Genomic DNA, 21,204 nt, shown 5'->3' on the forward strand with positions numbered 1-21,204 from the left:
CGTAAGAAAATGCTTCGCTCGGTGCTTGTCGTCGCCGCCTCCGCCGTTGTGGCCTTCGGAGCTCTGACTGGCCTCTCCGGTGCGCAGGGTGACGCGCACGGTGCTGTTGCCGGGGTCGAGATCTCGCCCACCGCCGTGGTCGGCGACGGGGCGGCAAGTCTCCCGGCAGACAGTAAGTGGGACTGATCGACATGACGACGCCACCCGACGACCGCTCCTTCCGCCGAGAAATGGCCACCGCCTACCGCTCCGGCTGGCACTTCATCGACCTGGTCACCGCGATCCCCCACTCCGGTGACTCCCTGATGGTGACCGTCTTCGGCGAGCCGGTCGTCGTCACGCTGGACGAGGACGGTGACGTGCGGGCGTACCGGTGCCTGCGGCGGCCGCGAGGTGCTCCGCAGCCCGTGCGGTGTGCCATCCGGTACGGAATGATCTTTGTGAACCTGGACCAGAGGGACCACCGGCTTGCGCAGCCGGAGGACCCTGAAGTGAGGACCATCTCGGCCACCCCCCGCAGCGCCTGACGCGATTCCCCCGTCGTAACAAATCGCTCAGGTGCTTCCCCCCGGCAGCGGCGTCACCGTGACCTGAACACGGTGACGCCGCTGTCGTATGCGGCGATATCTCCGGGTATCGCCCGATCCTAGGCCTGGCCGGAAAACCCCTCGCGCGGCACGGACGCCCGCGGAGGGGGAACTCGTGCGTCATCCCCCGGAGGGGACCGGTGCCGCTTCTGCCTTGAGTGGAATAGACTCAACTTTGTGTACGTTGTCTGAGTCAGCACTGGGAGACATGGCCGGACCGCCGACGGCCGACGCAAGGAGGGAAGCCAGAACGTGGACGCCGAGCTGACCAACCGGAGCCGGGACGCGATCAACGCGGCCAGCAACCACGCCGTGACCGAGGGGAACGCCGACCTCACCCCCGCCCACCTGCTCCTGGCTCTGCTCCAGGGGCAGGACAACGAGAACATCACCGACCTGCTCGCCGCCGTCGAGGCCGACCTCGCGGCCGTGCGTTCCGGCGCCGAGCGCATCGTCGCCGGGCTGCCCAGCGTGACCGGGTCCACCGTCGCACCGCCGCAGCCGAGCCGTGAGATGCTCGCCGTGGTCGCCGACGCCCAGGCCCGCGCCAAGGATCTCGGGGACGAGTACCTCTCCACCGAGCACCTGCTCCTCGGCATCGCCGCGAAGGGCGGCGCGGCCGGTGAGGTACTGGAGGGGCAGGGCGCCAGTGCGAAGAAGCTGCAGGAGGCCTTCCGCAAGGCCAGGGGAGGGCGACGCGTGACCACCGCCGACCCCGAGGGCCAGTACAAGGCCCTGGAGAAGTTCGGTACCGACTTCACCGAAGCCGCCCGCGAGGGCAGGCTCGATCCCGTCATCGGGCGGGATCAGGAGATCCGCCGGGTGGTGCAGGTGCTCAGCCGGCGCACCAAGAACAATCCCGTCCTCATCGGTGAGCCCGGCGTCGGCAAGACCGCCGTGGTCGAAGGGCTCGCCCAGCGGATCGTCAAGGGGGACGTGCCCGAGTCGCTGAAGGGCAAGCGGCTGGTCGCGCTGGACCTGGGGGCCATGGTCGCCGGGGCCAAGTACCGCGGTGAGTTCGAGGAGCGGCTGAAGACGGTCCTCGCCGAGATCAAGGACTCCGACGGGCAGGTCATCACCTTCATCGACGAGCTGCACACCGTCGTGGGGGCCGGGGCCGGCGGCGACTCCGCCATGGACGCCGGGAACATGCTGAAGCCCATGCTCGCGCGGGGCGAGCTGCGCATGGTCGGCGCGACGACGCTGGACGAGTACCGGGAGCGGATCGAGAAGGACCCGGCGCTGGAGCGCCGCTTCCAGCAGGTGCTGGTCGCCGAGCCGACCGTCGAGGACTCGATCGCGATCCTGCGCGGACTCAAGGGACGCTACGAGGCCCACCACAAGGTGCAGATCGCGGACAGCGCGCTGGTCGCCGCCGCCACCCTGTCCGACCGGTACATCACCTCCCGCTTCCTGCCCGACAAGGCCATCGACCTCGTCGACGAGGCCGCCTCGCGGCTGCGCATGGAGATCGACTCGTCCCCCGTCGAGATCGACGAACTCCAGCGCGCCGTCGACCGGCTGAAGATGGAGGAGCTGGCGATCGGCAGGGAGACCGACGCGGCCTCCCTCCAGCGGCTGGAGAAGCTGCGCCGCGACCTCGCCGACAAGGAGGAGGAGCTGCGCGGCCTCACCGCCCGCTGGGACAAGGAGAAGCAGTCCCTCAACCGGGTCGGCGAGCTGAAGGAGAAGCTCGACGAGCTGCGCGGCCAGGCCGAACGCGCCCAGCGCGACGGCGACTTCGACACCGCCTCCAAGCTCCTCTACGGCGAGATCCCCACCCTGGAGCGCGACCTGGAGGCCGCCTCCGAGGCCGAGGAGGAGGTCGCCAGGGACACCATGGTCAAGGAGGAGGTCGGTGCCGACGACATCGCGGACGTCGTCGCCTCCTGGACCGGCATCCCCGCCGGGCGGCTGCTCGAGGGCGAGACGCAGAAGCTGCTGCGGATGGAGGACGAGCTGGGCAAGCGGCTCATCGGGCAGGGCGAGGCCGTACGGGCCGTCTCCGACGCCGTGCGGCGCAGCAGGGCCGGCATCGCCGACCCCGACCGGCCCACCGGGTCGTTCCTCTTCCTCGGGCCCACCGGTGTCGGCAAGACCGAGCTGGCCAAGGCGCTCGCGGACTTCCTCTTCGACGACGAGCGGGCCATGGTCCGCATCGACATGTCGGAGTACAGCGAGAAGCACAGCGTCGCCCGGCTCGTGGGCGCCCCGCCCGGATACGTCGGCTACGAGGAGGGCGGTCAGCTCACCGAGGCGGTGCGGCGGCGGCCGTACACGGTCGTGCTGCTGGACGAGGTGGAGAAGGCGCACCCCGAGGTCTTCGACATCCTGCTCCAGGTGCTGGACGACGGACGGCTCACCGACGGACAGGGCCGCACCGTCGACTTCCGCAACACCATCCTCGTCCTCACCTCCAACCTGGGCAGCCAGTACCTGGTCGACCCGGTCAGCAGCGAGACGGAGAAGAAGGAGCAGGTGCTGGAGGTGGTCCGCGCCTCCTTCAAGCCGGAGTTCCTCAACCGGCTCGACGACCTCGTCGTCTTCTCGGCGCTGAACAAGGACGAGCTGAGCCGGATCGCCCGCCTCCAGATCGACGCGCTCGCCCGGCGGCTCGCCGAGCGCCGCCTCACCCTGGAGGTCACCGACGAGGCCCTGGAGTGGCTGGCCGTCGAGGGCATGGACCCCGCGTACGGTGCCCGTCCGCTGCGCCGCCTGGTGCAGACGGCGATCGGCGACCGGCTCGCCCGCGAGATCCTCTCCGGCGAGATCAAGGACGGCGACACGGTCCGCGTCGACCGCTTCGGCGACGAGCTGATCGTGGGTCCGGCGAGCGGCAAGACGCTGTAACCCCGCGGTCCCGTCCCCCCGCGCGCGGGTCACAGGGTGAACGCGGCGAACCGCACCAGTGCCGTCCCGGCCGCCTCGTACTCCACCCGCACCCGGACCGCGTGGGCGTCCACCCCGTCCGGCAGCCCCCGCGCGTGACCCAGATCCAGACACAGATCACCGTCGCCGCCCACGCAGGTGTCCCTCCGGGCCGCGGGGGCGTCCGGGTAGGTGTGCGCGAGCCAGTCCTGGACACCCGTGCGGGGCATGCGGAAGGCGGCGCCGTAGTGAGTGTCCTGGAAGCCCTGCACCGTGCACGCCCCGACCGGGCGCGCGCCGTCCGGCAGGGCTGCGCCACCGAACCGCAGGGCCTCCGAGCAGGGGACGTGCTCGGCCGCCCTGCCCCCGCCCCGGCCGTCCGACTCGGAGAAGACGGTCCCCACGAGGGCGACGAGGAGAGGCAGCAGGACCAGCACCGGAAGCGTCACGAGGCCCGCGAACAGCCGCCACCTGGTTCGCCCCCGGGGCACCCGCGCTCCGCCGCCGTCGCCCGTCGTCGCGTTCCGTGTCCGCACCGTCGCCCGCCCCCGTCCGTCCCGCGTCCACCCGACCGGCCGGATCATGTCAGCCCAGGGCTGACAGGGCCCCGGCGGGCTTGCCACGCCCCTCCCCGCATGGGGGAGGATGGCCAGATCCGTACGAAGGGAAATTCACGGTGACCATCGACCCGTCCTCGATTCCGAACTTCGGGGGCCAGCCCGAGCCGCAGCCCCAAGGACCGGCGGGCCCCGTCGTCCCGGATCAGGATCTTGTGAAGCAGCTCCTCGAACAGATGGAGCTCAAGTACGTCGTCGACGACGAGGGTGACCTCGCGGCGCCGTGGGAGCAGTTCCGTACGTACTTCATGTTCCGCGGCGAGGGCGACCAGCAGGTCTTCTCGGTGCGCACGTTCTACGACCGGTCCCACCAGATCGACGAGAAGCCCCAGCTGCTGGAGTCGATCGACGACTGGAACCGGCGCACCCTGTGGCCCAAGGTGTACTCCCACACCCACGACGACGGCACGGTCCGCCTGATCGGCGAGGCGCAGATGCTGATCGGCATGGGCGTCAGCCTGGAGCACTTCGTCTCCTCGACGGTCAGCTGGGTCCGCGCCGCCATCGAGTTCGACCGGTGGCTCGTGGAGCAGCTCGGCCTGGAGCAGGAGGTCAACGAGGCGGAGAAGCCGAAGGACGAGGACGGCGAGTAGCCCGCCCCACGACGTGAGCGGAGCCCGGCCCGGTACCGACCGCGGGGCCGGGCTCCCGCCGTCTCAGCGCGCCCGCGCCTTCAGGCGGCCCACCGCCTCCTCCAGCACGGAGACCCGCTTGCAGAAGGCGAACCGGACGAAGGGGGCGCCCTCCTCCCGGTGGTCGTAGAAGACCGCGTTGGGGACGGCGACGACGCCCGCGCGTTCCGGCAGGGCGCGGCAGAAGGCGAAGCCGTCGCTCTCGCCCAGGGGGCGGATGTCGGTGGTGACGAAGTACGTCCCGGAGGGGCGGTACACGCCGAAGCCCGCGTCCGCCAGGCCCGCCGCCAGCAGATCCCGCTTGGCGAGCATGTCGGCACGGAACGCGTCGAAGTACGCGTCGGGCAGCGCCAGTGCCTCGGCCACCGCGTACTGGAAGGGGCCGGAGGTCACGTACGTCAGGTACTGCTTGGCCGAGCGGACCGCCGTGACCAGGGCGGGCGCGGCGGTGATCCAGCCGACCTTCCAGCCGGTGAAGGAGAAGGTCTTGCCGGCCGAACCGATGGTCACCGTGCGCTCGCGCATCCCCGGGAAGGTCGCCAGCGGGATGTGCTCGGCCGTGTCGAAGACCAGGTGCTCGTAGACCTCGTCCGTCACCACCAGCAGGTCCCGCTCCACCGCCAGCCCGGCGATCGCCGCCAGTTCCTCGCGGGTCAGGACCGTGCCGGTCGGGTTGTGCGGGGTGTTCAGCAGCAGCAGGCGGGTGCGGTCGGTGACCGCGGCGCGCAGCTCGTCGAGGTCGAGGCGGAAGGTGCCCTGCCCGTCCGCCGTCACGTGCGGGCGCAGGGTGACCGGTACGCGTGTGCCGCCCGCCATCGCGACGCAGGCCGCGTACGAGTCGTAGTACGGCTCCAGCGCGACGACCTCGTCGCCGGGCTCCAGCAGGGCGAGCAGCGAGGCGGCGATGGCCTCGGTGGCGCCGGCGGTGACCAGGACCTCGGTGTCGGGGTCGTAGGACAGGCCGTAGTGGCGGTGCTGGTGGGCGGCGACGGCGGCACGCAGCTCGGGGACGCCCGGTCCCGGCGGGTACTGGTTGCCGCGCCCGTCGCGCAGTGCCCGTACGGCGGCCTCCCGGACCGCTTCGGGGCCGTCGGTGTCCGGGAAGCCCTGGCCCAGGTTGATCGCCCCGGTCGTCTGGGCCAGGGCGGACATCTCGGCGAAGATCGTCGTCCCGAACTCGGCGAGCCGGCGGTTGAGGAGGGGGCGTGCGCTGGAGCTCTTGGGGGTCATGGCGGTCATCCTGCGCCGAAGCTCTGGAGTTCCTCAACTCTGCTTTGGCGCGTGGCGGCGGAGGGCATCTCCCGTTCACGCGACGAGCTCCACCGGCCGACGGACGAGCGGATCGCCGGGCTTCACTCAGAGAGCGGGGCGCCCGACGGGGGGCTGCTTCGGGGGACATCCGGGCGCGAGCCCGGGAAGCGGAAGGAGGGTGGCGCCATGATCATGAGCATCATCCTGGTCGTGTTCGGAGTCGTGCTGGTGGCAGCGCTCATAGCCGGTGTACGCAGCGGAGGCGGGCGCAACAGCCACAGCGGTCGCGGCCGCAACGGGCGGCGTGGCCGCAGCAGCTGGTGGGCCGACGGCTCGTCCTCGGGCGGGCACCACTCGAGTTCCGCCGGTGGCTCGTCCTGCGGCGGAGGCGGGAGTTCCTCCTGCGGCGGCGGTTCGTCCTGCGGAGGCGGGTCGTCGTCCTGCGGAGGAGGGGGCGGCGGCGGATGCGGCGGAGGCAGCTGACACGGGGCAGCTGAGCTCCACGGGGGACCGCACCGCACCACGGGGCCCACGCCTGGGCCGGGCCCCGCGTCCCCACCACGAGCGCCCGCCGGGAAACACACCCGGTGGGCGCTCCCACACACCGGCGCGCGCCGCGCGGGCGGGGTGTGCGCCCTGGTTGAACAATTGAGCTGTGGAGCCCCCTGAGGGATGGAAACCCCACGATGTTGGGTAAAAACGCTGTGGCGGCGCCTTAGTTCATGATTCCCTCTCCCTCACCAACGCAGCTCCTCGGACGACCTGTTGACCCCCCTCCTGACCGGCCGACTGGGCTGAGCGGGCCGCATCCCCGGCAGTGACCGGGATGCGCAGGCCCCACACCTTCCTCTCCTTGTGTGCTTGCGGAGCCGATCCATGCTCACGACCCTGAATACCGCCTACACCGACACGCGCGCCGCGGACCTCGCCTGGGCCCTGGGGCGCGAGCCACTGCCCGCGCTCGCCAGCCTCGACCTCGAACTGGAGGGCGCCAAGCTCCAGTTGCGTCTCCTGGGGGCCTCCCACCAGGTGCTGCTGGAGGAGGAGCGGGGCAGTTGCTCGGAGACCGTGGCGTGCATCCCCGGCTCCAGCACGCCCCTGCCGCTGGGCGTCGCCAAGCGAAAGGGCGACTGGGAATACGAGTTCGCCGCCCGCGTGGAGGTGCTGACGCCGGGCTCCTTCGCCGGCCGCGCGCAGGAGCTGCTGGCCCTGGTCGCCGACCACCCGCACGGGCTGGCCGGCGTCTTCCCCGGCAGCCCGCACGCCTTCACCGCCCTGCTGGTCCAGCGTCACGAGGGCCAGGTGCACTGGCGGACCTGGCACGCCTACCCGCAGGACGGCCATCTGGTCGCGACCCGGACGAGGGTGGGCGTCCGGGTGCCGACGTCGCAGCTCAGTCCGTCCGGGGTGTGAGCGCGGGGGGTGGGTCGGGGGTCCGGCCGGGGGCGTGAGCCGGGGGCGTGGGACGACGACGGGTGCCGGGGTGGGGAGACGGCAGGGAGCCGGGCAGGGGGTGGCCGGGACCCGGGCGGGGGCGGCCGGGGCGGGTGACGGATAAACCCGCGGAGCCCGATGGAACGTCAGTTTCACACGTGTGGGTGACGAAGGGCGATGCTGGAGTGACGTAACGTCACCCCGTGATCGATCCGCACGCGCCCGCTCCGCCCGGCTCTCCGCCGTCCTGGGCCGGCCCCGGCGGCTCCCCGGACGGCCTCGGCGGACGACCTCCCGGCAGTGGTGGCGACCCCCGCGCCGGACACGACCCGCGCGCCGGGCACGCCTCCCGCGCGGACGGTGGTTCCCGCGCCGGAGCGCCGGCGCGGCTTCCCGTCCGGCCGGCCACGGGGCGGTTCCTGGTGCTGGCGGGCGTCTTCGTCTGCGCGGCCTGCGGGCTCGTCTACGAACTCGAACTGGTCGCCCTCGCCTCGTACCTGATCGGCGACTCGGTCACCCAGGCCTCCGTCGTGCTGTCCGTCATGGTCTTCGCCATGGGCATCGGCTCGCTCGCCGCCAAACGGCTGCGCCGGTTCGCCGCGGCCGGCTTCGGCGCCGTCGAGGCGGTCCTCGCCCTCGTCGGCGGACTCAGCGCGATGGTGCTCTACGCCGTCTTCGCCTGGACCGGAGGCTGGGGCGGCCCGTGGGCCTACGCCCCGCACCTCCTCCTGGTCGCCTTCTCGCTCACGATCGGCGTGCTGATCGGCGCGGAGGTGCCGCTCCTGATGGAGCTGATCCAGCGCGTCCGCCGCCAGGACGCGGGCGGCGCCGTCGCGGACCTGTTCGCCGCGGACTACGTCGGCGCGCTGGTCGGCGGCCTCGCCTTCCCCTTCGTGCTGCTGCCCTTCCTCGGCCAGCTGACCGGCGCGCTGGTCACCGGCACCGTCAACGTGCTCGTCGGCGCCGCGCTGGTCCTCGGCCTGTTCCGGCACGACATGACCGGCCGGGCCCGCTGGCTGCTGCTGACCGCCAACGCCGTGGTGCTGAGCCTGCTCGCCACGGCGACCGTCCTCGCCGACGACTTCGAACGCGCCGCCCGGCACGCCGTGTACGGGCAGGACGTCCGCGTGGCCGTCCGGACCGACGTGCAGGAGGTGGTCCTCACCGGCGACACCGACGGGCGGCCCCTGGACCTGTTCCTGGACGGGCGGCTGTGGCTCAGCGCCGACGACGGGCGGCGCGGGCACGAGGCCCTGGTGCATCCCGCCATGCGCGGTCCGCACGCGCGCGTGCTCATCCTCGGCGGCGGTGACGGACTCGCCGCGCGGGAGGTGCTGCGCCATCCGGGCGTGCGCCGCGTCGACGTCGTCGAACTCGACCCCGGGCTGGTCCGGCTGGCCCGGCACGACCCCGGCCTGTCCGCCCTGAACGAGCACTCCTACGCCGATCCGCGCCTCCGCGTCGTCGGGTCCGACGCCTTCCGCAGTCTGCGCTCGACGCCCACCGCGACGTACGACGTGGTCGTCTCGGACCTGCCCGACCCGGGGTTCACGGCCGGCACGAAGCTGTACTCGCAGGAGTTCTACGGGCTGCTGCGGCGGGTGCTCGCCCCCGACGGGCGGCTGGCCGTGCACGCCGGACCGGTGACCGCCCGTCCCCGGACCTTCTGGACGGTGGACGCCACGCTCCGCGCGGCCGGCCTGCGGACCGTCGCGTACCGCGTCGCCGAGCGGGCGGGGCGCCTCGCGCCGGGCCCCCACCAGGGGGCCGGGGGGCACCCCCGCACCACCCGCGACCGAGGCTTCCTGCTGGCCGCCCGCACGCCCCCCGCCCTGCGCCTCGACCCGGCGGCCCCGCGCCCGCGCACCCTCACGTCCGCGTCCCTGCTCCGGGACGCCCGCGCGGCCTCCCGCACCCGGCTCACCGGGCTGCCGCCGTCCACGCTGGTGCATCCGCGGTACTGAGGCGCGCTCCCGGTGCCGGGGCGCGTTCCCGGTACCGGCGTGCGGTAAGTGAGTTTGTGCCGTCGGGGGGTGCGGTGGGCGCCCGCTGGGTAGGCTGCGCTGACATGGAGCATGAGGTGTTCGTTCCGGTTCCGGCCGCCCGGCTCAGGGACGTACTGGCCGACCCGGTCCGGGTCGCCCGGGCGGTTCCGGGGCTCCAGCAGGACGCCGGCGCCGCACCCGTCACGGGACGGCTGAAGGTGCGCTTCGGCAGTCACTCCATCACCTACCGGGGTTCCCTGCGGCTGTCCGGGCGCTCGGACGGCGCCTACGCCGTCGAGGGCGTCGCCACCGAGTCGCGCGGCACCGGCACGGTCACGCTCGCGCTCACGCTCCGGGTGGCGGACGCCGACGGGGGGTGCACCCTGGCGGTCACCGGTACGGCCGCCGCCGACGGACGGGTCACGGAGCTGCCGCCGGACGTCGTGACGTCGACCGCCGGCCGGCTGCTGACCCGCTTCGCGGAGAACCTGGGCGCGGCCGTTGTAGCGGAACGGCCCGGGACGACGCGGGCGGAGCCGCCCACCGCCTCGGGTGCCGAGAGCCGCCCGCCCTCCCTCGCGGACCCGGAGGAGACCACCGGGGACGAGCGAGCCGGGGACGAGCGAGCCGGGGCTGAGCCCACCGGGGAGGAGCGCGCCGGACACGGCGATCGGGACGAGCCGGGCGCCCCCGAGGTCCTTGGGGCTCCTGCGACTCCTGAGCCTCCAGCCGCCCCCGAGCCTCCTGCGGTCCCTGAGCCTCCTGCGGCCCCCGAACCCCCCGCGGCCCCCGACCCTCCCGCCGAGGCCGCGCACGCGCGGCGGACGATGATCGGCCGCAGCGCCGAGGAGGTGGACCACGCACCACCGCGCGGCCGGTACGCCCCCGTCCCCGCGCCGCAGGCCGGCGTGGCCGGTGCCCCCCTGCGCTGGGCCGCCCCGGCGGCGGCGCTGGTCGTGGCGTCGGCGATCGTCGTGGGCCGCGCGCTGCGCAAGCGCCGCTGAACCGCCGGCGGGCGCCGCCGCGGCTACCGGGTGGGGCCCTCTTGATCGCCCCAGTAGGGTCGAGGCGTGAGCAACGAACCCATCACGCTGACCGCGGGTGACGCGGAGGCGACCGTGCTGCCGGGCAACGGCGGCCGGATCGGCGGGCTGCGCGTCGGCGGCACGGAACTGCTCCGGCAGGGCGAGCGCTACGGCTGCTTCCCGATGGTCCCCTGGTGCGGCCGTATCCGGGAGGGCCGCTTCCGGGACGGCGCCGCGGTCCACCACATGCCGCTCAACTCACCACCGCACGCCATCCACGGCACCGCCCGCGACGCCGCCTGGCGCACCTCCCGCGTCACCGCCGACGAGGCCGTCCTCACGTACGACCTGGCCGACCCCTGGCCCTACCCGGGCCGTGTCACCCAGGTGATCGCGCTCGGTGAGGACGCGCTGACGCTGACCATGTCGGTGGAGACGTACGAGTCGTCCTTCCCGGCGCAGCTCGGCTGGCACCCGTGGTTCAACCGCACCCTCGACGGCGCGGACGTGGCGGTCGCCTTCGACCCCGCCTGGCAGGAGGAGCGCGGCGACGACCACCTCCCCACCGGTCACCGCGTCGACCCGAAGCCCGGCCCCTGGGACGACTGCTTCGGCATGCCCGACGGCGTCGACGTCACCCTCACCTGGCCCGGCCGGCTGGAGCTGCGGGTGACCAGCCCCGAGCAGTGGGTCGTGGTCTACGACGAGCAGGAGGCCGCCGTCTGCGTGGAGCCGCAGACCGGGCCGCCCGACGGCCTGAACACCCTCCCGCGCCTGGTCACGCCCCTGGAGCCGCTGGAGGCCACGACGACCTGGAGCTGGACCCGGCTCTAAGCTGGTGCGCATGACGGACGTACGCGCGGCGCTGCTGCAGCAGATCAAGGACAAGGCCGTGGTGCACGGCAAGGTGACCCTCTCCTCGGGTCTTGAGGCCGACTACTACGTCGACCTGCGCCGCATCACCCTGGACGGCGAGGCCGCGCCGCTGGTCGGGCAGGTGCTGCTGGACCTGACCGCCGACCTGGACTTCGACGCGGTCGGCGGGCTGACCATGGGCGCCGACCCGGTGGCCGCGAGCATGCTGCACGCCGCCGCCGCGCGCGGCAGGCACCTGGACGCCTTCGTCGTCCGCAAGGCCGCCAAGGCGCACGGTCTGCAGCGACGCGTCGAGGGCCCGGACATCAAGGGCCGCCGCGTCCTGGTCGTCGAGGACACCTCCACCACCGGCGGCTCCCCGCTCACCGCCGTCGAGGCCGTGCGCGAGGCCGGTGCCGAGGTGGTGGCCGTCGCGACCATCGTCGACCGGGCGACGGGCGCCGCGGAGAAGATCGAGCAGGGCGCGGGGGTGCCGTACCGGTACGCGTTCGACAAGGACGAGCTGGGCCTGGACTGAGACCCGCCCGGGACGGTACCGCCCAGCGGGCGGACGTCCACTCGGAGTATCCCGGTCCGTCTGGAAGGATGGGGCCGACGATGACGTCGCCCCCCATGGTCTAGGTCAGGGCCCAAGCACGTATCACGCCCACCCGCACATACAAGGAGCGGACATGCCCATCGCAACTCCCGAGGTCTACAACGAGATGCTGGACCGGGCGAAGGCAGGAAAGTTCGCCTACCCGGCCATCAACGTGACCTCCTCCCAGACGCTGCACGCGGCCCTGCGCGGTTTCGCGGAGGCGGAGAGCGACGGCATCGTCCAGATCTCCACCGGCGGCGCCGAGTTCCTGGGCGGCCAGCACAACAAGGACATGGTGACCGGCGCCGTCGCCCTCGCCGAGTTCGCGCACATCGTCGCCGAGAAGTACGACGTCACCGTCGCGCTGCACACGGACCACTGCCCCAAGGACAAGCTGGACACCTACGTCCGTCCGCTGCTGGCGGTCTCCGAGGAGCGCGTCAAGGCCGGCCGCAACCCGCTCTTCCAGTCGCACATGTGGGACGGCTCCGCCGAGACCCTCGCCGACAACCTCTCCATCGCCACCGAGCTGCTGGAGCGCGCCCGCGCCGCCAGGATCATCCTCGAGGTCGAGATCACCCCGACCGGCGGCGAGGAGGACGGCGTCTCCCACGAGATCAACGACTCCCTCTACACGACGGTCGACGACGCGGTGCGCACCGTCGAGGCCCTCGGCCTCGGTGACCAGGGCCGCTACCTGCTCGCCGCGTCCTTCGGCAACGTGCACGGCGTGTACAAGCCGGGCAACGTGGTGCTCCGCCCCGAGCTGCTCAAGGAGCTGAACGAGGGCATCGCCGCCAAGTACGGCCGGCCGGCCGGCAGCAAGCCGTTCGACTTCGTCTTCCACGGCGGCTCCGGCTCCTCCGCCGAGGAGATCGCGACCGCGCTGGAGAACGGCGTGGTCAAGATGAACATCGACACGGACACCCAGTACGCCTTCACGCGTCCGGTCGCCGACCACATGTTCCGCAACTACGACGGCGTCCTGAAGGTCGACGGCGAGGTCGGCAACAAGAAGACCTACGACCCGCGCACCTGGGGCAAGCTCGCCGAGGCCGGCATGGCCGCCCGGGTCGTCGAGGCCTGCGGTCACCTGCGTTCGGCGGGCCAGCGGCTCAAGTAACACCGGTCGTCCTCGTCGACCGTTCGCACGAGCCCGGCGCCCCCGCGCGCCGGGCTCGCTGTATACCTGGGGCATGCCCGACGTCCGGCTGGCCTCATCGCAGGGCAAGTGGATCCTGCTGACCACCGTCCTCGGGTCCGGCATGGCCCTGCTGGACTCGACCGTCGTCAACGTCGCGCTGCCCCGGATCGGCCGCGACCTCGACGCCGACCTCGCCGCGCTCCAGTGGACGGTCAACGCCTACATGGTCACGCTGGCCGGGCTGATCCTCCTCGGCGGCGCCCTCGGCGACCGTTTCGGCCGCCGCCGGATCTTCGTCGTCGGCGTGCTGTGGTTCGCCGCCGCCTCCCTGCTGTGCGGCCTCGCGCCGAACGCCGGGATCCTGATCGCCGCCCGCGCCCTCCAGGGCATCGGCGGCGCGCTGCTCACACCCGGCTCCCTCGCCCTCATCCAGGCCTCCTTCCACCCCGACGACCGGGGCCGCGCGGTGGGCCTGTGGTCGGGCTTCGGGGGCGTCGGCGCGGCGGTGGGGCCGTTCCTCGGGGGCTGGCTGGTGGACGGCCCGGGCTGGCGCTGGGTGTTCCTCCTCAACGTCCCGCTGGCGCTGCTGTGCGCGCCGATCGCCCTGCGGCACGTGCCGGAGTCCTCGGACGAGCGCGCCCACGCCCGCTTCGACGTGCTCGGCGCGGCTCTCGGCGCCGCGGCGCTCGCGCTGCTCACCTTCGCGCTGATCGAGGCGCGTACGGGGACCTGGGCGGTGACGCTCAGCGCGGTGGCGGGAGCGGCGGCGGCGGTGGCCTTCGTCGTCGTCGAGCGGCGCGGCAGGGACCCGATGATGCCGCTGGACGTCTTCGCCTCCCGTCAGTTCGTGGCGGTCAACGTGGTCACGCTGTGCGTGTACGCGGCTTTCGGCGGCTTCTTCTTCCTCGCGGCGCTCCAGCTCCAGGTCGTCGTGGGCTGGTCCGCGCTGGCCGCCGGTACGGCCCTGCTGCCGACGACGGTCCTGATGCTGCTGTTCTCCGCCCGCTCGGGTGAGCTGGCCGAGCGTCTGGGCCCCCGGCTCCAGCTCGGTGTGGGCCCGTTGCTGTGCGCGGCCGGGATGGTGCTGATGCTGCGGGTCGGGCCGGGCGCCTCGTACACCGCCGACGTGCTGCCCGCCCTGCTGGTGCTCGGCCTCGGCATGGTCACGCTGGTCGCCCCGCTGACGGCGACCGTGCTGGCCGCCGTGGACACCGCGCGGGCCGGGCTGGCCAGCGGCGTCAACAACGCGGCGGCCCGTGCGGCGGGCCTCGTCGCGGTCGCCGCGCTGCCGCTGCTCACGGGGATGGGGGAGGAGGCCTACCGGTCGCCCCGGGCCTTCGACGACGCGTTCGGACCGGCCATGCTGATCTGCGCGGGCGTCCTCGTGGCGGGCTCGGTGACCGCCTTCGCGACGGTGCGCCGCCCCGGCCCGGACTGCCGCCGGCCCGAGTGCCGTACCCACGGCTCGGTCATGGTGCCGCCGCTGGAGGGGGAGCGGGCTCGCGGCGAGGCGGGGTGAGGTGGGTAAAGGGGCGGCGTGGCCGGGCGGGGTGACGTGGGCGGAGGGGCGGCGTGGCGGGGGCGGGTGATCCGTGCCGAGGGGTGGCGTGACGAGGACCGGGTGACCCGTGCGGGGGAGTGGCGCGCATGCCGCAGACTTGTGCCATGGCCATTCACGAGAACCTCCTCGGGGGACCGCCCCCGACCCACCTCCCCGACGACCCGGGACCGCGTGAGCTGCTGGCGGGCGGGACCTCGCCCGCCGACGTCGCGGCGAAGTACCCGACGTCCTCGCTGGCCTGGGCCCGGCTGGCCGACGAGGCGTTCGAGCGCGGCAGCGTCGTGGAGTCGTACGCGTACGCCCGTACCGGCTACCACCGCGGTCTGGACGCCCTGCGCCGCAGCGGCTGGAAGGGCCACGGCCCGGTGCCCTGGGAGCACGAGCCGAACCGCGGCTTCCTGCGCGCCCTGCACGCCCTCGCCCGCGCCGCCCAGGCGATCGGCGAGAAGGAGGAGTACGAGCGCTGCAGCCAGTTCCTGAAGGACTCCTCGCCCGCCGCGGCCGAGGTGCTCGGCTAGATCCTGCCTCCCGCGTCGAGGTCCGGCGCGTCCCGGCCCGCCCGCCGCGAGCGGGCGGGCCTTGCGGTTTCCTGGCACGATTGCGGAGGATGCCGTTGGGGACCGGGGCCCCGTGCCGGTAACGGCAGGGCGGACCGCTACCCGTAGTGCCATCAGGAGACAGCAATGTCCCACGAAGCCCCGAATCTCGACTTCGAGGGCAGCACGCCGTACGAGGACTACGTCAAGGCGGACGTGCTCACCCACCTCCAGCACACCCTCTCCGACGATCCCGGAGAGATGGTCTTCCTGGTCACGACCCAGGTCATGGAGCTGTGGTTCACCGTCATCGTCCACGAGTGGGAGACCGCGGCCGGCGCCCTGCGCGAGGACCGGATCCAGGTGGCGACCGACGCGCTGAAGCGTTCGGTGCGGGAACTGGAGGCGCTGAACGCCTCCTGGACGCCGCTCGCGGGCCTCACGCCCGCCCAGTTCAACTCCTACCGGAGCGCCCTCGGCGAGGGCTCCGGTTTCCAGTCGGCGATGTACCGCCGCCTGGAGTTCCTGCTCGGCGACAAGTCCGCGTCCATGCTCGTCCCGCACCGCGGCACCCCCCGCGTCCACGCGGAGCTGGAGAAGGCGCTGCACGAGCCGTGCCTGTACGACGAGGTGGTCCGGCTGCTCGCCCGGCGCGGGTACGACATCCCGGAGGCCGTGCTGCGGCGCGACGTCACGCGTAAGTACGAGGCGGCGCCCGAGGTGGAGGCCGCCTGGACGGCCGTCTACTCCGGCGACCAGAACGGCGAGCTGGCGCGTCTCGGCGAGGCGCTCACCGACGTCGCCGAGCTGGTGTGGCGCTGGCGCAACGACCACCTGGTCGCCACCCGCCGCGCGATGGGCTCCAAGACCGGCACCGGCGGCTCCGCCGGGGTGGCCTGGCTGGAGAAGCGGGCCCGTGGCAACGTCTTCCCCGAGCTGTGGACGGCGCGGTCGTATGTCTGAGCCGCGGGACCTGGCCGGTGAGGCCGGCCGGCTGGACGCCGCCGACGAGCTGGCGGCACTGCGCGAGCGGTTCGTCCTCGACGACGTCGTGTACCTGGACGGGAACTCGCTGGGCGCCCTCCCGGCGCACGTCCCCGCGCGCGTGGCGGACGTCGTACGGCGGCAGTGGGGCGAGCTGCGCATCCGGTCCTGGGAGGAGAGCGGCTGGTGGACCGCGCCCGAGCGGATCGGCGACCGGATCGCCCCGCTGGTCGGCGCGGCGGCCGGGCAGGTCGTGGTGGGCGACTCCACGAGCGTCAACGTCTTCAAGGCCCTCGTGGCGGCCGTACGCATGGCGGGCGAGGGGCGCGACGAGATCCTCGTCGACGCCACCACCTTCCCCACCGACGGGTACATCGCCGAGTCCGCGGCCCGGATGACGGGCTGCGCCCTGCGTCCGGTCGCCCCGGCCGAGGTGCCGTCGGCGCTGGGGGAGCGCACCGCCGCCGTCCTGCTCAACCACGTCGACTACCGCACGGGCCGGCTGCACGACCTGCCCGCGCTGACCGCCGCCGTGCACGCGGCGGGGGCGTACGCGGTCTGGGACCTGTGCCACAGCGCGGGCGCGCTGCCGGTCGGGCTCGACGAGCACGGCGTGGACATGGCCGTCGGCTGCACCTACAAGTACCTCAACGGCGGCCCCGGTTCGCCCGCGTTCCTGTACGTGCGCCGCGACCTCCAGGGCCGGTTCGACTCCCCCCTCCCGGGCTGGAACTCGCACGCCGAGCCCTTCGGCATGACGCCCGCCTACGCGCCGGCCTCCGGTGCGGTGCGCGGCCGGGTCGGGACGCCGGACATCCTCTCCATGCTCGCCCTGGAGGCGGCCCTGGAGGTGTGGGACGGGGTGTCGGTCGAGGCGGTGCGGGCCAAGTCCCTGGCGCTGACGGACTTCTTCCTGCGCTGTGTCGGGGAGTACGTCCCCGGCGGCCGGGTGGAGTCCGTGACGCCGGCCGCGCACGCGGAGCGGGGCAGTCAGGTGGCGCTGCGCTGCGACGACGCGGGCGAGGTCATGAAGCGGCTGATCGAGCGCGGGGTCGTCGGCGACTTCCGCGCGCCGGACGTCCTGCGTTTCGGCTTCACACCGCTGTACGTCGGTTTCGCCGACGTGGAGCGGGCGGCGGCGGTGCTGGCGGGGACGCTCCGGTAGCGGCGAGGCGAGGACCTGCGGGCCGCTCCCTCGGGGGGCGGCCCGGGTCCTCCCCGCGTGCGAGGTGCCGTGGCGGCCTGGGCTCCGCTTGCCCGGATCAGCGTGACCGGCGGTTTCGAGAACCGGCACCGTGAGCTCAGCGTGGTCTGAGTGCTCTGACCGCGTGGTGGACGCCGTACGACGAGCCCGAGTTCATGGGTCGAGGCCGGACCATTCTCCCTTCACCCTGCGTGACATCCCCATGTCCGCGCACGTCACCGGCCTGATACGGTCCCGCCAACGGCCGATTCCCTTCCCCCGGGTCCGCCAACACCGTTTCGCCGCTGAGAGGTTGAGCATGCCGGACGCCGCCGCAGGACCGGGCACCGATGCCGCGAGGGACGCCGCGGAGGCCGCGGAGCAGAAATCGGTCTTCTCGCACCCGGCGGTCGACCCCGACTCCACCGCCTCCTACGGCGACCACCCCGATCAGGTGATCGACTTCTACGCCCCGCGCGGTGCGGCCGGGCCGGGTGGCGCCGCCCCCGTCGTGGTGCTGCTGCACGGAGGTTCGTGGCGGGCACCGTACGACCGGCGCCATGTCAGCCCGTTCGCCGCCTTCCTGGCCCGCCGGGGCTTCGCCGTCGGCAGCGTCGAGTACCGGCGCGGCGCGGCGGGCGGGGAAGCGGCCGGGGGCGACCTCGTGGCGGGCCGCTGGCCCGACACCCTCGACGACGTGGCCGCCGCGCTGGACGCGCTGCCCGCGCTGGTGCGGCAGCACCTCCCGCAGGCCGACGCCGGCCGCGTCGTGGTGACCGGCCACTCCGCCGGTGGTCATCTCGCCCTGTGGGCGGCGGCCCGGCACGTGCTGCCCGCCGACGCCCCCTGGTACCTGGACCGGCCGGCGCCCTTGCGTGGCGTGGTCGCCCTCGCGCCGATCGCCGACTTCGAGGCGGCGGGGGCGCTGGACGTGTGCGGTGGTGCGGCGCGCCAGTTCCTGGGCGGTGACGAGAGCTTCGAGGAGCGCCGGCCGTACGCCGATCCCGCCCTGCTGCTGCCCACCGGCATCGCGACGACCCTCGTCCAGGGCCGCGCCGACGTGGACGTCCCGCTGGCGGTCGCCGAGGCGTACGCCGACGCGGCGGCGCGGGCCGGGGAGGTGGTGGGCGTGACGCTGCTGGAGGGTGTCGGCCACTATCCGTTGATCGATCCGGCGGCGGACGCGTGCGCGGTGGTGGCGGAGGAGATCGCGCAGTTGGCTTGGTGAGGCGCTTGCGGGGGCCGGTGCGGCGCCGGTGCGGTGTGGTGCGGTGCCGGTCCGGTGCTGGGTGCTGGGTGGTCCGGTGCTGGGTGCTGGGTGGTCCGGTGCCGGGTGCTGGGTGCTGGGTGCGGTGACGGTGCGGTCCCGGTCGTACCCGTAATACCTGAGAGCTACCCCGCAGGTGAGCTCCCTGGCGGGACGCGAGTTACCCGTTCGGATTCATAACTTCCCCTACAGGCAGGCCCGATGGGCGGGCGTGCTGGAGGGGAGAGGCCATGGGGTCCCGTTCGGCGGCAGGTTGGCGGCGGCGCGTGAGCACAGCGCGTCGTACCGTCCTGGCCGCGCTCATCTGTGGTGCCGTGGTCCTTCCCCTCGCCGGCGCCGCACGCCCCGAGACCCCGGCCCCGGCCCCCTCCGTGTCGGCGGCCCCGACGGCCGGCACCCTGGACGAGGCGTACGCCGCGCACCGGGCCGACGCCGCCGAGGCGTCCCGGATGGCCGCCGCCCATGGAGACCGCCGGCGCGCGGCAGCCGACCACGCCATGGCCGACCCGTCCCGGCACCTCCTCGCCTTCGACGGGCGGGGCGCCGGACTGGCCACGGAGGTTCTCGGTGACCTGACCCGCGCCGACAGAGTCGCCGTCCTGGTCCCGGGCTCCGACACCAGCCTCGACACGTACGGCCGGTTCCGTGCCGCCGCCCTCGCACTGCACGCCCGGCTGGTCGCGGACGCCCCCGAAGGCACCCGCACGGCGGTCGTGGCCTGGCTGGGCTACGAGACACCGGGCACCGTCAGTACCACGGTCGCCACGACCGGCCGCGCCGACCGGGCCGCCCCGAAGCTCCGCGCCCTGCTCGACGTCCTGCGGGGGATCACCGGCCCCACCGCCCGCTTCTCCCTGCTCTGCCACTCCTACGGTTCGGTCGTCTGCGCCCGCGCCGCCGAGGGCGCGGAGGTCGCCGACATAGCCCTGGTGGGCAGCCCCGGCACCGGCGCGGACTCCGCCTCGGAGCTGCGCACCGGCGCCAGGGTCTGGGCGGCCCGGGGTGCGGACGACTGGGTGGAGCACGTGCCGCACCTCAGCGCCGACCTCTTCGGCACCACCGTCGGATTCGGCACCGACCCCGTCTCCCCGGGCTTCGGCGCCCGGGTCTTCACGGCCGGCGACGGCGGCCACAGCGACTACTTCGCCCCAGGTTCCGTCTCCCTGCGGAACCTGGCCCGGATCACCCTCGGCGACATCACGGAGGTGACCCGGTGACCCACGTGACACCGACACCCCGTAACGCTCCGGCACCCCGTACCGCTCCGCCACCCCGTACCGCTCCGCCACCCCAGGCCGCGCCGGTACTCCGCACCGCCCCTGCCGGTGCCTCCTCCTGGCGCCGGGCCGCCGAGCGGATCGACGCCGCCACGCCCGCGTCGCGGGACCGGGCCGTCGACGCCCTGCGCGCCTTCGCCATCCTCGGTGTGGTCCTCGGCCACTGGCTGGTGACGGCTCTGGTCGCCGACGGCGCCGGCCTGCGTGCGGCCAGCCCGCTGCACGACATGCCGTGGCTGGCCCCGGTCTCCTGGGCCTTCCAGACCCTCGCCGTCTTCTTCCTGGTGGGCGGCCACGTCGCCACGCTGGGCCACGCGTCGGCCCGCGCCCGCGGCACGTCCTACGGCAGGTGGCTGTCCGCCCGGTTGTCGCGGCTGTTCCGGCCGGTCGCGGCCGTCCTCGCCCTGTGGACGGTGACGGCGGCTTCGCTGCTGCTGACGGGCGCGGAGTTCGTGACGGTCCGCACCCTGGTGAAGCTCGCGCTGTCCCCGCTGTGGTTCCTCCTGGTCTTCGCCGCGCTGACGGCGGCGACACCGCTGCTGACCCGACTGCACCCGCTGTGGCCGCTGGTCGTCGTGCTCCATGTCGACCTGCTGCGTTTCGGCTTCGGCGCCCCGTCCTGGCTCGGCTGGATCAACCTCGCCGCCGGGTGGCTGGTGCCGTACACCCTCGGCGCCGCCTGGACCCGGGGCGAGTTGGAGCGCCGCCGCGCGGGCTGGTTCCTGCTCACGGGCGGTACGGCGGCGACGGCGGCGCTCGTCGCCTGGGCGGGCTACCCGGCGTCGATGGTCGGCGTCCCCGGCGCCGAGGTGTCCAACCTCGACCCGCCGACGCTGGCCGCCGTCACCTTCGGTCTGGCGCAGTGCGGTCTCGCGTTGCTGCTGCGGGACCGGTTGCGCGCCGCGTTGCGGCGGCCCGCGGTCTGGGCGGTGGTCGCGCTGGTCAACCTGTCCGCGATGACGATCTTCCTGTGGCACCAGACCGCGTTGATGGCGACCACGGCCACCGGCCTCCTCGCGGGCCGCCTGCCCGGCCTGCACACGGCCCCCGAGGGGCTGGACTGGGTCGCCGCCCGGCTGGTCTGGCTCCCGGCCTTCGCGCTGGGTCTCGCGGCCTGCTGGGTGGCCTTCCGCTCCTTCGAACGGGACGGCAGCGGTCGGCGCTCCAGAATCGTCCGCACCCACCGCCCACCGGAGCCGGAGCCGGAGATAAGGCAGACGAGGAAGACAACCGAGCCGACGGACCCGACGGACCCGACGGACCCGACGGACCCGACGAACCCGACGGAGACGACGAAGACGACCTGTAGGAGCGAGGCGGCGGGGGCGACCAGTGAGACCGGGATCGCGGGAACGACCGAGAACACGGAGGGAGTCCGTCGTGTCTAGGGTGGGGCG

The 21,204-nt window shown here is 73.5% G+C and carries 18 protein-coding genes; 16 read left to right on the forward strand and 2 right to left on the reverse strand.

The annotated features are described in order from the left end of the window. Positions 1 to 191 precede the first annotated feature (191 nt). Complete coding sequence (locus ACZ6EG_RS09830; protein ID WP_361012001.1) at positions 192 to 527, forward strand: hypothetical protein; 336 nt, start codon at positions 192 to 194, stop codon at positions 525 to 527. A gap of 312 nt (positions 528 to 839) precedes the next feature. Next, on the forward strand, positions 840 to 3,437 hold the full coding sequence (gene clpB / locus ACZ6EG_RS09835) for an ATP-dependent chaperone ClpB (protein WP_469603136.1): 2,598 nt from the start codon (positions 840 to 842) through the stop codon (positions 3,435 to 3,437). Positions 3,438 to 3,466: 29 nt separating this feature from the next. Here the strand turns inward: clpB and ACZ6EG_RS09840 are convergent, their stop codons facing one another. Continuing rightward, positions 3,467 to 3,904 (reverse strand): hypothetical protein, encoded by a 438-nt coding sequence (locus tag ACZ6EG_RS09840; protein WP_469603139.1) that lies wholly within the window; start codon positions 3,902 to 3,904, stop codon positions 3,467 to 3,469. Positions 3,905 to 4,131: 227 nt separating this feature from the next. Here ACZ6EG_RS09840 and ACZ6EG_RS09845 point away from each other — a divergent pair, with 227 nt between their 5' ends. Next, entirely contained in the window at positions 4,132 to 4,665 is a 534-nt protein-coding gene (locus ACZ6EG_RS09845) for a YbjN domain-containing protein (protein WP_356602363.1), read from the forward strand. 63 nt (positions 4,666 to 4,728) lie between these two features. On the opposite strand, the gene ACZ6EG_RS09850 is transcribed toward ACZ6EG_RS09845, so the two are convergent. Beyond that, on the reverse strand, positions 4,729 to 5,934 hold the full coding sequence (locus ACZ6EG_RS09850; protein ID WP_391970803.1) for a pyridoxal phosphate-dependent aminotransferase: 1,206 nt from the start codon (positions 5,932 to 5,934) through the stop codon (positions 4,729 to 4,731). A gap of 897 nt (positions 5,935 to 6,831) precedes the next feature. Between ACZ6EG_RS09850 and ACZ6EG_RS09855 the strand changes: the two genes are divergently transcribed. The 13 genes from ACZ6EG_RS09855 (at position 6,832) to ACZ6EG_RS09915 (ending at position 21,195) form a co-directional block, all read left to right on the forward strand. Then, positions 6,832 to 7,368 carry a DUF2617 family protein gene (locus tag ACZ6EG_RS09855; protein WP_356602359.1) on the forward strand — a complete coding sequence of 179 codons (537 nt, stop codon included), beginning with the start codon at positions 6,832 to 6,834 and terminating at the stop codon, positions 7,366 to 7,368. Between the two features lie 224 nt (positions 7,369 to 7,592). Then, a complete protein-coding gene (locus ACZ6EG_RS09860; RefSeq protein ID WP_469603143.1) occupies positions 7,593 to 9,353 on the forward strand; it encodes a polyamine aminopropyltransferase in 1,761 nt (586 codons plus the stop codon). A gap of 104 nt (positions 9,354 to 9,457) precedes the next feature. Beyond that, on the forward strand, positions 9,458 to 10,378 hold the full coding sequence (locus ACZ6EG_RS09865; RefSeq protein WP_469603146.1) for an SRPBCC domain-containing protein: 921 nt from the start codon (positions 9,458 to 9,460) through the stop codon (positions 10,376 to 10,378). Positions 10,379 to 10,444: 66 nt separating this feature from the next. Then, positions 10,445 to 11,233, forward strand: a complete 789-nt coding sequence (locus ACZ6EG_RS09870) for an aldose epimerase family protein (RefSeq protein ID WP_391970800.1) — start codon at positions 10,445 to 10,447, stop codon at positions 11,231 to 11,233. A 10-nt stretch (positions 11,234 to 11,243) separates the two neighbouring features. Beyond that, the gene (gene pyrE / locus ACZ6EG_RS09875; protein WP_384689941.1) at positions 11,244 to 11,792 is read left to right on the forward strand and encodes an orotate phosphoribosyltransferase; all 549 of its coding nucleotides are present in this window, start codon (positions 11,244 to 11,246) and stop codon (positions 11,790 to 11,792) included. Between the two features lie 154 nt (positions 11,793 to 11,946). After that, complete coding sequence (gene fbaA / locus ACZ6EG_RS09880; RefSeq protein ID WP_391970799.1) at positions 11,947 to 12,978, forward strand: class II fructose-bisphosphate aldolase; 1,032 nt, start codon at positions 11,947 to 11,949, stop codon at positions 12,976 to 12,978. Positions 12,979 to 13,051: 73 nt separating this feature from the next. Beyond that, positions 13,052 to 14,518: an MFS transporter gene (locus ACZ6EG_RS09885; RefSeq protein WP_391970798.1), complete on the forward strand. Its 1,467-nt coding sequence runs from the start codon at positions 13,052 to 13,054 to the stop codon at positions 14,516 to 14,518. Positions 14,519 to 14,664: 146 nt separating this feature from the next. After that, positions 14,665 to 15,078: a DUF3151 domain-containing protein gene (locus ACZ6EG_RS09890; RefSeq protein WP_109029336.1), complete on the forward strand. Its 414-nt coding sequence runs from the start codon at positions 14,665 to 14,667 to the stop codon at positions 15,076 to 15,078. Positions 15,079 to 15,243: 165 nt separating this feature from the next. Beyond that, positions 15,244 to 16,059: a tryptophan 2,3-dioxygenase family protein gene (locus ACZ6EG_RS09895; protein WP_356602343.1), complete on the forward strand. Its 816-nt coding sequence runs from the start codon at positions 15,244 to 15,246 to the stop codon at positions 16,057 to 16,059. Then, positions 16,052 to 17,245, forward strand: coding sequence for a kynureninase (gene kynU / locus ACZ6EG_RS09900; RefSeq protein WP_469603153.1), 1,194 nt, complete (start codon positions 16,052 to 16,054; stop codon positions 17,243 to 17,245). The genes ACZ6EG_RS09895 and kynU overlap by 8 nt, the downstream gene beginning before the upstream one ends. A gap of 337 nt (positions 17,246 to 17,582) precedes the next feature. Beyond that, positions 17,583 to 18,491, forward strand: a complete 909-nt coding sequence (locus ACZ6EG_RS09905) for an alpha/beta hydrolase (protein ID WP_391970796.1) — start codon at positions 17,583 to 17,585, stop codon at positions 18,489 to 18,491. Between the two features lie 269 nt (positions 18,492 to 18,760). Then, positions 18,761 to 19,747, forward strand: coding sequence for an alpha/beta hydrolase (locus tag ACZ6EG_RS09910; RefSeq protein WP_391970795.1), 987 nt, complete (start codon positions 18,761 to 18,763; stop codon positions 19,745 to 19,747). 140 nt (positions 19,748 to 19,887) lie between these two features. Further along, positions 19,888 to 21,195, forward strand: coding sequence for an acyltransferase family protein (locus ACZ6EG_RS09915; RefSeq protein WP_469603528.1), 1,308 nt, complete (start codon positions 19,888 to 19,890; stop codon positions 21,193 to 21,195). The last annotated feature ends 9 nt before the right edge of the window (positions 21,196 to 21,204 follow it).

The organism is Streptomyces sp. NPDC041968 (assembly GCF_055589025.1).